Below are 13495 nucleotides of genomic sequence, written 5' to 3' on the forward strand. Positions count from 1 at the left end.
TCCCAAGCGACGCGCCTGCCGCAGCGGTGCATGCGCGTGGGCATGTGGACCTATCATCCCGATCTGCTCGCCACGCCGGTGCCGCGCTACACCAGCTATCCCACCGCCGCCGAATTCCACGATGGCGTCGGCCCAGCGGACATGGCCGCCGCGCTCGATCGGGTGGAGGCGGATGCGGAGCTGTCGCTCTATCTTCACATCCCCTTCTGCCACGAGATCTGCTGGTATTGCGGCTGTAATACGGGTGCTGCCAACCGCACCGCGCGGCTCGATGCCTATCTTTCCCGGCTGTCGGAGGAGATCGAGCAGGTCGCGCGGCGGCTCGGCGGGCGCGGGCGGGTGGGGCGCATCGCCTTCGGCGGCGGCAGCCCCAACGCCATCACCCCGCAGGCCTTCCTCCGGCTGGTCGCGCAGGCCAAGGCTGCGTTCGGTGCCGGAAGCCCGGTGCTGTCGGTGGAGGTTGATCCGCGCGGCTTCGACGCGGCCTGGGCCGGCGCGCTGGCCGAAGCCGGAGCGTCGCGCGTCAGCCTGGGCGTGCAGACCTTCAATCCTGCCATCCAGGCGGCGATCGGCCGGGTCCAGCCGCGCGCCGACATCGCGATCACGGTCGACCTGCTGCGCCACGCCGGGGTCGAGTCGATCAATTTCGACCTTATGTACGGCCTGCCCGGCCAGACCGACCAGGCACTCGCCGAGTCGATCGACGACAGCGTGGCGATGGGCGCCGATCGGCTCGCCGTGTTCGGCTATGCCCATGTGCCGCACCTGATCCCGCGCCAGCGCCGCATCGATGCGACCGCGCTCCCCGACGCCGAAGCCCGCTTCGCCCAGGCAGCACGGGCGCACGAGATGCTGGTGGGCGACGGCTACGCCGCGATCGGCTTCGACCATTTCGCCCAGCCCGGCGACGCGATCGCGGTGGCGGCGCGCGAGGGCCGACTGCGGCGCAACTTCCAGGGCTTCACCGAGGACGAGGCCGAGGTGCTGATCGGGCTGGGCGCCAGCGCGATCAGCCAGTTCCCCGATCTGCTGGTGCAGAACGAGAAGAATGCCGGCCGCTGGCATATGGCCATTTCCTCCGGCCGGTTCGCGGCGGCGCGCGGGGTGCGGCGCTCGGTCGACGACCAGTGGCGGGCGGCGGCGATCGAGGAACTGCTCTGCCAGGGGCGCGCCGATCTGGGCGGCATCGCCGGCCGTGCGGCGATCGCGCTGCGGCTGGCGCGCTTCGCGGCGCTCGATCTGGTGCGCTGGGAAGGCAGCGTGCTGCTGCTCGCGCCCGAGGCGCTCCCCTATGCGCGGGTGATCGCCAGCGCGCTCGACGGCCACCGCGGACCGGCCGCCACACGCTTCAGCAGTGCGGTGTGACCCTATCCCTGCTCAGGGAATCTACCCAACCTTGGGTGTATAGCTTCGGTTAATTTCGACCCGTATAAGGCGCGGGCCCGTCACGCGCCGGGGAAACGATCGCGCGTTTCGAAAGAGCATCGATGTCGCGTCCCGTATTCTTCGACCCCACCGGCAGCCGCAAGCGCTGGACGATGCGCACGGTATTCGCGCTGATCGGCGGCATTCTCGTCACCGCAATCGTGTTCGCCGCCACCATCGTCAACGTGCCGCCCGCACAGGACCTGCCGGTGCGGTGGGAGAATGCCAAGCCGGCGGCGCTGCGCTCGCTGAGCGCGCGCGGCCAGCCGCGCTCGCAGCGCTGGCTGCCGGGCGGCTCCGCGAAGAAGCCGGGCGCTCCGCTCACCGTCGGCTTCTACGTGCCCTGGGACCCGGCGAGCGCCGACTCGCTTCGCCGCAACATCGGCGACCTCGACTGGGTGGTGCCGGCCTTCATCTCGGTCACCGGGCCGAACCATGCGATGCAGGTAATAGACGATCCGAAGTTCGCGAGCATCGTCGCCAATGCGCCGCGCCGTCCACGCGTGCTGCCAATGGTGCAGAATGTTTCCGACGAAGCCTGGGACACGGCGGGTTCCGCCAAGCTGATGGCGAGCCCGGCGGCGCGCGCGAAGCTGGCGCGCGACCTGGCGGCGATGGTCAAGGCACGCAACCTCGCCGGGCTGGTGCTGGATTTCGAGAGCCTGCAACCGGGCTCGCTCCCCGGCTATGTCCAGCTCCTCGATCAGATCAACAAGGCGATGCCGAAGGACAAGACGCTCGCGGTCACCGTGCCGGCGGGCGACACCAACTGGGACCTCAAGCGCTTCGCCGCGGTCACCGATCGCGTGATCCTGATGGACTATGACGAGCACTGGCAGGGCGGCGCCGCCGGGCCGATCGCCTCGCAGCCCTGGTTCGTCGAGGAACTGCGCCGCGCCGTGGCCAAGGTCGGCGCCGGCAAGCTGATCGTCGCACTGGCCAGCTATGCCTATGACTATCACGGTGACGGCACCGACGCGCTGAGCATCGAAGAAGCCTGGTCGGCGGCGCGCGACAGCGAGGCCAAGGTGACCTTCGACAAGACCACCGGCAACAGCGCCTTCGCCTATGACGAGGACGGCAAGCACCACGAAGTCTGGATGGTCGACGCTACCGCCACCTGGAACCAGCTACAGGCGGTGCGCGCGGCCGGCGTCGGCAGCGTCGCGCTGTGGCGGCTCGGCACCGAGGATGCCGGCGTGTGGACCGCGCTGCTCGCCTATCGCCATGGCGGCCGGCCCGATCTGAGCCGGATCGTGCCGGCGACGAACGTCGACGTGGAAGGCCCTGGGGAGATCCTGCGGGTAACCAGGACGCCGACGGTGGGCGAGCGCGCGATCAGCTTCGATGCGGCCAACATGATCCGCGACGTGCAATATCCGGTGCTGCCGACGCCCTATGTCGTCATGCGCACCGGCGCCTCGAAGCACGAGATCGCGCTGACCTTCGACGACGGCCCCGATCCGACCTACACCCCGCGCATCCTGGACATCCTCAAGGCCGAGCATGTGCCGGCAACCTTCTTCATCATCGGCGAGAACGGGCTGCAGCATCCGCTGCTGCTGCGCCGGCTGGTCGCCGAGGGGCACGAGCTGGGCAACCACACCTATACCCACCCGAACCTCGCCACCACCTCGGCGGCGAGCACCGCGCTGGAGCTGAACGCCACCCAGCGGCTGGTGCAGGCCTATACCGGCCGCGGCATGCGGCTGTTCCGCGCGCCCTATTTCGGCGATGCCGAGCCGACCACGCCCGACGAACTCGATCCCGCCGTGGTCGCGCAGAAGCAGGGCTATACGGTGGTCGGCCTCCACGTCGACCCGGACGACTGGAAGCGGCCGGGCGTCGATGCGATCGTGCAGGGCGTGCTCAACGACGTGGCAGGCGCCGCACCGGACCATTCCACCAATGTCGTGCTGCTCCACGATGGCGGCGGCAACCGCGAGCAGACCATCGAGGCGCTGCCGATCATCATCCGCGAGTTGCGCGCGCGCGGCTATAGCTTCGTGCCGGTCTCGAAGCTCGCCGGGCTCTCCTATGACGAGGTGATGCCGCCGATCAGCGGTAGCGACCTGCTCGCGGTGCGGGCGGACGTGGCGATCTTCATCGTGCTCGCGGCGATCGCGTCGGGGCTGCGCTGGATGTTTTTCATCGCGATCACGCTGGGCATCGCCCGCGCGCTGATCCTCGCCGCGCTGGCGCTGCGCCAGCGGCTGCGCGAGCGCGGCGAGGCCCCGGTGTACACCCCCACCGTCTCGGTGATCATCCCCGCCTATAACGAGGAGCGGGTGATCGAGTCCTCGGTGCGCCGCGTGCTCGCCAGCGACTATCCGGCGATCGAGCTGATCGTCGCCGACGACGGCTCGAAGGACCGCACCAGCGAAATCGTCGCGGCGGCGTTCGGCGATGATCCGCGGGTGACGCTGCTGACGCTGGTCAATGGCGGCAAGGCGGCGGCGCTCAACCGCGCGCTGCAGCAGGCCAAGGGCGAGGTGATCATCGCGCTCGACGCCGATACCCAGTTCGAGCCCGAGACGATCCGCCGGCTCGCGCGCTGGTTCGCCGACGACAAGATCGGCGCGGTCGCGGGCAGCGCGCAGGTGGGCAACCGGGTCAACCTCGTCACCCGCTGGCAGGCGGTGGAATATATCACCGCGCAGAATCTGGAGCGGCGTGCGCTGGCCGGGTTCAACGCGATCACGGTGGTGCCGGGCGCGGTCGGCGCCTGGCGCCGCGCGGCGCTCGATGCGGTGGGCGGCTATCCCGAGGATACGCTGGCCGAGGATCAGGATCTCACCATCGCCATCCAGCGCGCCGGCTGGCGGGTCACCTACGATCCCGATGCGGTCGCCTGGACCGAAGCGCCGGAGAGCTTCCGCGCGCTCGCCAAGCAGCGCTATCGCTGGGCGTTCGGCACGCTCCAGTGCCTGTGGAAGCATCGCGGCCTCTACCGCGACAAGAGCGCGCGCGGGCTCGCCTGGATCGGGCTGCCCCAGGCCTGGGTATTCCAGATCGTCTTCGCCGCGATCTCGCCGCTGATCGATCTCGCTTTGGTCTCGGCGATCTTCGCCACCGCCGTGCGGATTGCCCAGCATGGCTGGGAGCAGACTCGCGGCGATGTCGGCACCATGGCGATCTACTGGGTGGCCTTCACCACGATCGACGTGGGCTGCGGCTGGGTCGCCTACCGGCTCAACAGTCGGCGCATCCGCTACCCGGCGCTGCTGCTGGTGGCGCAGCGCTTCGTCTACCGCCAGCTGATGTACTGGGTGGTGCTGCGCGCGATCAGCTCGGCGCTCGGCGGCTGGTTCGTCGGCTGGGGCAAGCTGGAGCGCACCGGCCGAGTCGGCACCGCCGGCGCGGCGGCGGCCGAATAGCGGCGCCACCCCTTCGAAGAACGCGGCGTCACACCGCCCGCCTTGCCGTACCGGCGAGGCGGGCGGTTTGCGTTTCCGTGCTCTCGAACAGCATCGGCGAGATGCAAATCGACCTGTGTTATTTCTGCACCACTTTGGATTTTTCCGACCGATGGGATACAAGGGTGGGTGTATTGACCAAGTCTAGGGCATCGTCCTGTTGAGTGAAAAGGCTTGGTTTTCCGATGTTATTATTCAACATGAAGTGAGGATGATTTAACGAGGACTGTTATGCGGCAGTTGATGTAACAATCCTGCCAAATCCTGTGCCTAGGGGCGCCCCGAACCAAACGGAACACCTCGGGGACTCCAGAATGTCAGATCGCTCTACTATCCGCCTCGCGCTGCTGGCCGGCGCCACGTCGCTCGCCCTTGTCGCGGCCCCGGCGATGGCGCAGGCCCAGACCGCCGATGGACCGGCCGCCGGTACCGGACAGCCGGAAGGTCTGGCCGACATCGTCGTCACCGCGACCAAGCGCGAAACCAACCTGCAGAAGACGCCGATCTCGATCAGCGTGCTGAGCACGCAGGCGCTCGAGGACCGCCACGTCCAGAGCCTGTTCAACCTCGCCGACGGTACCGTGCCGTCGCTCCGCGTCGCGACCTTCGAGGCGCGCCAGTCGGCGCTGACCATCGGCATCCGCGGCATCGTTCCCTACGACCAGAACCAGACCGCGCGCGACGGCGGCGTCGGCGTGTACATCGACGGCGTTGCGCTGGGTAAGACCCAGGGCCTCAACGCCGCGCTGTTCGACATCGAGCGCATCGAAGTGCTGAAGGGCCCGCAGGGCACGCTGTTCGGCCGCAACACCGAAGGCGGCGCGCTGTCGCTCGTCTCGCGCGCGCCCACCGGCGAGTTCGGCGGCCGCGTCAACGGCGGCGTCGGCAACTATGGCAGCCGCAGCGTCGACGCGCATCTCGACCTGCCCGCCTTCCACGACGTCGCGATCAAGCTGGACGGCGTCTACCAGCACCAGGATCCGACGGTGGACAACCCGCTGACGGGCGCGACCGGCTGGAACTATTACGACCGCAAGGGCGGCCGCGTCGCCGCGCGCTGGAAGCCGGTGAGCAACTTCACCGCCGACTTCGCCTATGACTATGCGAAGGACGAGAACACCCCGCAGTTCAGCCAGCTCGTCAACTACAACCCGAACGGCTACACCGTCGGCGCGTACAACGCCGGCAAGCTGGTGCTGCCGGGCACCAACACCGCCTGCGGTGGCACCATCACCGCCGGTGCGACCACGCCGATTTGCATCGCGCCCAAGGCGCCGCTGGTCGGCGTGCACCCGGATCGCCAGCGCGTCGCCGATGTCGGCGTGCCGCAGCAGCCGAGTGTCGACATCACGCACGGCGTCTCGTCGAACCTGAAGTACACCGCCGCGCCGTGGCTGGAACTGCGCTCGATCACGGCCTGGCGCGGTGTCAGCACCGACCAGTGGGACAATTCGGGCGGTCCGGAGCGCCAGACCTTCGCACCGTTCGTGCCGAACACGGCCAACCCGGCTGCGATCAACACCAGCGGTACCTTCAGTCGCTACAGCCTGTCGTTCCTGCGCCAGCACCAGTTCAGCCAGGAATTCCAGGCGGTCGGCAGCGTGCCGCAGTTCGACTATGTCGTCGGCGCCTATTATTTCACCGAGCATGCCACGGAATATGCCGCGACGCCGCTCAGCAACCAGTGGAATGCGGACGGCACCGCCTACACGATCCGCAGCCCGATCCCGGGCAATTCCAACCCGATCACCGGCGCCAACTCGGGCTATCAGCAGTATGACCCGTCGTGCAACAACACGCTGGCGGCGACCGTGCCGCAGTTCGCGAACAGCTGCCAGTTCATCACCCGCGCCAGCCAAGCGACCGACCACAACTACTCGCTGTTCGGCAACCTGACCTTCACGCCGGACGCGCTGAACGACGTAGTGCACGTCACCGTCGGTGGTCGCTGGACCAAGGACAAGCGGCACGGCACGCTCTATGTCATCAACAACCGGTCGGACCTGGCGGTTGCGGGCACGGTGTCGCCGTTCGGCTTCAGCAACAGCATCAGCCGGTTCGATCCGATGATCAACGTCGCGTTCGACGCGACGCAGGACATCCATCTCTACGCCAAATACGCGACGGGCTTCCGCGCCGGCGGCGCGAACGATCGTTCGCTGCAGTTCAACGCCTTCGGTCCGGAAGCGGTGAAGTCGTATGAAATCGGCGCCAAGATGGACTTCTGGGAGCACAAGGCACGCCTGAACCTGGCGGGCTACATCATGGATCGGTCCAACACCCAGTTCGACTTCGATTACTACGACACGAACGGTGCGAGCCCGACCCTCGGCAGCCATATCGAGCAGACCACCAATGCCGGCCAGAGCAAGATCCGCGGCATCGAGGCCGACCTGACCGTGGCGCCGGTGCAGGGCCTGACGCTCACCGCGTCCTATGCCTACACCTACTGGCGCGCGCCGTCGGCGGTGAACCCGCTGACCCCGGGTGCGCCGGCGCAGCAGCTGTACATCGTCTACACGCCGAAGAACGCGGCGTCGGGTTCGATCGACTATGCCCTGCCGATCGGCGGCGGCGACGCCACCCTGCGCCTGCACCTCGACGGCAATTATTCGAGCAGCCAGTACAGCTTCCAGCTCGAGCCGACCAAGACCGATGCCGCCTTCATCATGAACGGGCGCATCGCGATCGCCGACATTGCCGTGTCGGATCACAACAAGGTCACCTTCGCCGTCTGGTCGCGCAACCTGCTCGACCACACCTATATCTACCGCCGCTCGTCGGCCAACTCGTCGCCGGTCCTCAATTATGGCGCCAACGGCCAGCTGGTCTCGACCAGCTATGGCGGCATCCTGGGCGATTATGCCAACTTCAACCCCCCGCGGACCTGGGGCGTGGAAGCCAGCGTCAAGTTCTGATGTGATCGTCCCGCCGCTGCGGTGGCGGGACGGTCAACCAGTGCGGCCCGGGCGGGGATCGCCGTCCGGGCCGTTCTGCGTCTGGCGCAGGCCCAGCGCGGACAGCGCGCGGAAGGTGATTGACCAGCGCGGTTGCGCCATCGGCGCGATGCCGTGCTCCCAGGCGTGGCGCACCTCGCCGGAGAGCAGGTAGACCGAGCGCGGGGCCAGGAACTGCTCGGCGCGATCGAAGGCGCGCGGGCCGGTGCGATGGCGGAGGCGCAGCCTGGCGGGCGCGCCGAGCGAGATGCCCACCACCTCCTCGAACACCGGGCGGTCGCGGTGCCAGCCGATCCCCGCACCCACCGGATAGTGAATCAGCAGCGCCTGGACGAGCGCGCCGGGGGCAAGGCCGGCAAAGGCCTCCGCCCGGTCGCGGAGCGGTACCAGCCAGTCGGGGAACGGTTCGGCGCGGGCAAAGCCCCCGTCCTCGAAGTCGTAGCGCCAGCCATAGCTGGTCGTGCGGCGATTACCGGTCCAGCCCTGGAATCGGAAGGGCTCGAGCCCGGCCGAGTCGATCGCTGCGATCGCTGCCGATTCCTCGTTAGCATTCAGGAACTTCTCGCCCGTCCGCAGCCCGGAAGGGCCCGGAACCTCGAACAAATCCGCCTGGCGTGCCGTCATGCTGGCTCAACCTTCGAAGCGCTGGTACGCTCCCGATCGCAGCCGTCGCATGGGACACACACCAGCAAAAATGCGTATATATGATGTCTCATATTGATCCAGGTTTATGAATTCGCTAGATTTTTTGGCTCGTGACGGGTTGCTTGGCATAGGATACACGCATAGCCATGGTCGCCGTGAAAAACGATATGATCGAGGTAATCGACCACGCGTCGCAGTTTTTGAAGGCGCTGTCCGGCCGCAGCCGCCTGCTGCTTCTCTGCCATCTGGTGGATGGCGAGAAATCGGTAGGGGAGCTGGCAAGGCTGACCGGCGCGCGCGACACGGCGGTCTCCCAGCAACTCGCCCTGCTGCGCCGCGAGGGCATGGTCTCGGCTCGGCGGGCCGGCCAGATGATCTTCTACTCGCTGGCCAGCCCCGAGGCACGCCGCATGCTCGAAGCGCTGAACGACCTGTTCTGCGCCAATGACAGCGTGAGCGGCATCCTGCTCAAGCCCGAGGTCGCCGAAACCGCCTGAGCGGCTCCGGCCGGCGTTGCCGCTCGGGCACGTTCAGCGGCGCGGTCGTTCGATCGCGGCGCGTGCAGCGGGGACGATCCATTCCATCGCGCGGTTCGCCCGCATCCGGTGCCAGCCGAACAAGTCGCCGACGGGCCGCCGTGCTTGTTCCCGCGCCACCTCCGCCGTGGCATCCGACGCATCACCAGAGCGGGCGTTGACCCGGGCGATCCGGTCGCGATCGGGCGCCTCCAGCCAGATGCCGGTGAACGGCACCCGTGCCTGCAGCGCCAGCGCTTCGGCAACCTCGCGCTCGCTGCGATTGAGGAACACCGCGTCGAGGATCACGGTCGAGCCGCAGGCGAGATGGTCGTCGGCCGATTCGAACAGCGCCTCATAGGTCTCGGCATCGTTGCGGCGAGTATAGTGCGACGGCGGCAGCCGCGTCTCGGGCGGCAGCCCGGCGAGCCGCTTGCGGAACACGTCGGAACGCAGCACCCGCGCGCCCGGGCGGCGGCCATAGAGCCCGCCGAGCAGCCGCGCCAGGCTCGACTTGCCGGTGCCGGAGAGGCCGCCGATCACGATCAGCTGCGGCGCGGAGGGCTCGAGAAAGCGGTCGGCGGCTTCCGGATCGTCGGTCTGCAGCGACAGCATCAGCGGCAGCAGCGCCCAGCCGGTGGCGCCCTGCGGCGACAGGTCGAGATAGCGATTGGCGAGGATGCTGGCATCGGTCGGGCGCCCCTCGGCGAGCAGCGCCGCCAGCGGCCCGGCGAGATCGAACAGGATGTCGACCGGCGCGCCGTCATCGATCCGGCGTACCCGGCCGGCGCGGGCGCGCCGCTCGATATCGGCGCCGAGCAGGGCGAGCGCGCTGCGCTGGGCGCTGGTGCGGGCACGCTCCATCAGCATCTGGCGGAAGGCAGCGCCGGCGGGGGTGACGGTCGCGCGGCCATGCGTCCGCACGATCCCCTCGGCGAGGCCATGGAGCGCGGCGACGTCGATCGTGCTGGGGAGCGGGAGGTCTCCGCCCGGTCCTTGCCGTTTCGCGGCCGCTGCGGCCATTGCCCTGCTCCCTGATTCCCTCGGCGACTCAGCCACTCGGAACTATCCTATACGCGCAAAATCTGAACGGGAGCGTACCGAGGTTAGCGCCGCGCGGCGGTTTTCATCAATTTCGTCGCAACCATCGTGTGGAGCGGCGTGCGCCGAAAATCGCGGTCATAGGGTGCCACCCGCGGTGCGCTGCCGTCCTTGCGCGGCTTGAAGCCGTTGAGCCAGCTATACTTGTCGCACATCCCCCAGAACAGCATGTCGCGCAGTTGCGGATAGCCGAGCAGGATGTCGAGATATACCCCGGCATAGTCCGCCACCTGGCGGTCGCGCACGGCGATGTCGGTGGGCAGGTGCTGGTCGGCGACGTCGAACTCGGTGATCAGCAGCGCATAGCCCATGCCGGTGACCGCATCGAGGAAGGCACGCCACGGCTTTTCCTGCCGCGCCGCCAGCACGCCGGCGGGGGCATCGCTGAGCGGCTCGATATGCGACTGGACGCCCAGCGCATCCACCGGCACGCCGCGCTTGCGGAAGCCTTCGAGCAGGCGGAGCACGCCGTCGCGGTGCGCCTCGTTGCCGGGCTCCCAGCTCATATAGTCGTTATAGACCAGCTGGGCGTGCGGGGCGGCGGCGCGGGCGGTGTGGAAGGCGTGGTCGAGCATCGGCACGGTGCCGCCGAAGGCGCGCGACAGGCTGGTCTCGCGCAGCGCGCCGGTCTTCTCGTCGACCGTCTCGTTGACCACGTCATAGCTGCCGATCCGATTCGCATAGCGGTGGCAGACCGTATCGATATGGCTGGTGAGCAGCCGTTCGGCCTCGCGCCGCGGGGTCGCGCCGAAATCATAGGCGTTGAGCCAGCGCGGGAAATACTCGCTCTTGTGCCAGAGTAGCGTGTGGCCGCGCATCGCCATGCGGTGCGCCTCGGCCCAGTCGAGCATCGCATCGAAGTGCGCGAAGTCGAACTTGTCCGGGGCAGGGCGGACGGCCTGCCACTTCAGCTGGTTCTCGGGCACGAGCAGGCCGCAATCGCGCTGGAGCAATGCGGCGTAGCGCGGGTTGGCGAAGGAACCGGCATCGGCGCCCGGCGGGCTCCAGGCGAAGGCGGAGCCGATCCGCATGGCCTTCTGCCCGGCGATGGTGTTCAGCCCCGGCAGCTGCGAGGTCGCGCGGGCGGCCAGCGGCAGCGCGGCGGTGGCGGCGGCGCCGGCGAGCAGCGCGCGGCGGTCGATGGGAAATCCGTTGGTCATGAACCCTCTCCTGATCGCGCCCTGGGGCGTCGCTTGTTTGGTAGCGATACCATGTTCGGCCTGCTACACGCTTGTCAACAAACGCGAAGGATCGCGGCAGAGAGAGGGCGCAATGCGGGCGGCATATCAGGCGATTTTGTGGATTTTGGCGACGTTTGCCTTTGCGAATCAGGCACATGCCGAAACCGGCTACGACCTGTGGCTGCGCTATCAGCCGCTCGATGCGAGCACCGTGCAGCGGGTGGCGCCCAAGCTTCGCTATGTGGTGGCCGACGGCAGTCGCCCCACGATCCGCGCGGCGCTCGACGAGCTGGACCGCGGCCTTGCCGGGCTGATCGGATCGGCGCCGGCGCATGCCAGCGCGGTGCGGGGCGAGGGCGGGGTGGTGCTCGCCACCGCCGGCTCGCCGCTGCTGGCGGGGATGAAGCTGCCGCTGGCCGCGCTCGGCCGCGAGGGCTTCCTGCTCCGCACGACGACGATCGGCGGCGCCAAGGTGACGCTGATCGCGGCCAACAGCGACACCGGGCTGCTCTATGGCAGCTTCCGCCTGCTCAAGCTGCTCCAGCTCCGCGCACCCATCGACGCGCTCGACGTGCAGGACGCCCCCAAGCTGCAGCTGCGCGTGCTCGATCACTGGGACAATCTCGATCGCTACGTGGAGCGCGGCTATGCCGGCCAGTCGCTGTGGGACTGGCAGAAGCTGCCGGGCTACAAGGACCCGCGCTATACCGACTATGCCCGCGCCAATGCCTCGATCGGCATCAACGCGGTGGTGCCGAACAACGTCAACGCCAATGCCGATATCCTGACCGCGCCCTACCTGCAGAAGGTGAAGGCGCTGGCCGAGGTGTTCCGCCCCTATGGCATCCGCATCTACCTGACCGCGCGCTTCTCCGCCCCGATCGAGATCGGCGGGCTCAAGACCGCCGACCCGCTCGACCCGGCGGTGCGCGCCTGGTGGAAGGCCAAGGCGGACGAGATCTACGCGGTGATCCCCGATTTCGGCGGCTTTCTGGTCAAGGCCAATTCGGAAGGCCAGCCGGGCCCGTCCGACTATAAGCGCAGCCATGCCGACGGCGCCAACATGCTCGCCGACGCGCTCGCTCCCCATGGCGGCGTGGTGATGTGGCGCGCCTTCGTCTATTCCGAGCATAACGACGCCGATCGCCACAAGCAGGCCAATGACGAGTTCGTGCCCCTCGACGGCAAGTTCCGCGACAATGTGCTGCTCCAGGTGAAGAACGGCGCGATCGACTTCCAGCCGCGCGAGCCCTTCCACCCGCTGTTCGGCGCGATGCCCAAGACGCCGCTGATGCTCGAGGTGCAGATCACCAAGGAATATCTCGGCTTCGCCACGCACCTCGCCTATCTGGGAACGATGTGGGAGGAGGTGCTGGAAAGCGACACCTTCCGCCCGCGCGCCGGCAGCACGGTGGCCAAGGTGCTGGAGACGCCGGTCGCGCCCAAGGCCCTTACCGGCATGGCGGGCGTCGCCAATATCGGCACCGACGTGAACTGGAGCGGATCGCAGTTCGACCAGGCCAACTGGTACGCCTATGGCCGGCTCGCCTGGGATCCCGACGCCAAGGCCGAGGATATTGCCCGCGACTGGGCGCGGCTGACCTGGAGCCCCGATCCGGCGGTGGTCACCCCGATCGTCGCGATGATGCTGGAATCGCGCGAGGCGGTGGTGAACTACATGACGCCGCTCGGCCTCGGCCATGTGATGGCGACCGGCCACCATTATGGCCCGGGGCCCTGGGTGTCGGACCTCGCCCGGCCCGAGTGGAACCCGACCTATTATCACCGTGCCGATGCGGACGGGATCGGCTTCGACCGCACGCCGACCGGGACCAACGCGCTCGGCCAGTACGCGCCGCAGGTGGCGAAGCGCTGGGGCGACCTGAAGACGGTGCCGGACAGCCTGCTGCTCTGGTTCCACCATGTCCCCTGGGACTATCGCCTGCGCTCGGGCGAGACGCTGTGGAACAGCCTGATCGCGCACTACGACACCGGCATCGCCACGGTGGAGGGCATGCAGCGCCGCTGGGCCGGGCTGGAGGGCAAGGTCGACGCCCGCCGCTGGGCCGAGGTGCGCGACTTCCTCGCCATCCAGCGGCAGGAAGCGCAGTGGTGGCGGGATGCCTCGATCGCGTACTGGCAGTCGCTGTCGAAGCGCCCGCTGCCGGCCGGTCATCTGGCCCCGCCGCGCCCGCTCAGCTATTACGAGGCGATCCGGACGCCCCACGCGCCCGGCAACGGCAAATGAGAAACAG

Annotated in this window: 8 protein-coding genes; 5 read left to right on the plus strand and 3 right to left on the minus strand. The window is 68.2% G+C overall.

Going from position 1 to position 13495, the window contains the following annotated elements:
* Positions 1-42 precede the first annotated feature (42 nt).
* From hemN to GGR89_RS13970, 3 genes are all read left to right on the plus strand, one after another.
* Positions 43-1365, plus strand: a complete 1323-nt coding sequence (gene hemN, locus GGR89_RS13960; RefSeq protein WP_206431090.1) for an oxygen-independent coproporphyrinogen III oxidase — start codon at positions 43-45, stop codon at positions 1363-1365.
* 122 nt (positions 1366-1487) lie between these two features.
* A complete protein-coding gene (locus GGR89_RS13965; protein ID WP_125971781.1) occupies positions 1488-4802 on the plus strand; it encodes a trifunctional glycoside hydrolase family 18/polysaccharide deacetylase/glycosyltransferase family 2 protein in 3315 nt (1104 codons plus the stop codon).
* A 353-nt stretch (positions 4803-5155) separates the two neighbouring features.
* Positions 5156-7759 carry a TonB-dependent receptor gene (locus tag GGR89_RS13970; protein ID WP_125971783.1) on the plus strand — a complete coding sequence of 868 codons (2604 nt, stop codon included), beginning with the start codon at positions 5156-5158 and terminating at the stop codon, positions 7757-7759.
* Between the two features lie 33 nt (positions 7760-7792).
* Here GGR89_RS13970 and GGR89_RS13975 read toward each other — a convergent pair whose 3' ends face one another.
* Positions 7793-8422: an alpha-ketoglutarate-dependent dioxygenase AlkB gene (locus GGR89_RS13975; RefSeq protein ID WP_125971785.1), complete on the minus strand. Its 630-nt coding sequence runs from the start codon at positions 8420-8422 to the stop codon at positions 7793-7795.
* 167 nt (positions 8423-8589) lie between these two features.
* On the opposite strand from GGR89_RS13975, the gene GGR89_RS13980 reads away from it, so the two are divergent.
* Positions 8590-8940 (plus strand): ArsR/SmtB family transcription factor, encoded by a 351-nt coding sequence (locus tag GGR89_RS13980; protein WP_093298762.1) that lies wholly within the window; start codon positions 8590-8592, stop codon positions 8938-8940.
* A 33-nt stretch (positions 8941-8973) separates the two neighbouring features.
* Here GGR89_RS13980 and GGR89_RS13985 read toward each other — a convergent pair whose 3' ends face one another.
* Positions 8974-9981, minus strand: coding sequence for a P-loop nucleotide/nucleoside kinase family protein (locus GGR89_RS13985; RefSeq protein ID WP_125971787.1), 1008 nt, complete (start codon positions 9979-9981; stop codon positions 8974-8976).
* Positions 9982-10064: 83 nt separating this feature from the next.
* The gene (locus tag GGR89_RS13990; RefSeq protein ID WP_125971789.1) at positions 10065-11219 is read right to left on the minus strand and encodes an endo-1,4-beta-xylanase; all 1155 of its coding nucleotides are present in this window, start codon (positions 11217-11219) and stop codon (positions 10065-10067) included.
* Positions 11220-11331: 112 nt separating this feature from the next.
* On the opposite strand from GGR89_RS13990, the gene GGR89_RS13995 reads away from it, so the two are divergent.
* Positions 11332-13488: an alpha-glucuronidase family glycosyl hydrolase gene (locus tag GGR89_RS13995; RefSeq protein ID WP_125971791.1), complete on the plus strand. Its 2157-nt coding sequence runs from the start codon at positions 11332-11334 to the stop codon at positions 13486-13488.
* The last annotated feature ends 7 nt before the right edge of the window (positions 13489-13495 follow it).

It is taken from the genome of Sphingomonas trueperi (genome assembly GCF_011927635.1).
Taxonomy (GTDB): domain Bacteria; phylum Pseudomonadota; class Alphaproteobacteria; order Sphingomonadales; family Sphingomonadaceae; genus Sphingomonas; species Sphingomonas trueperi.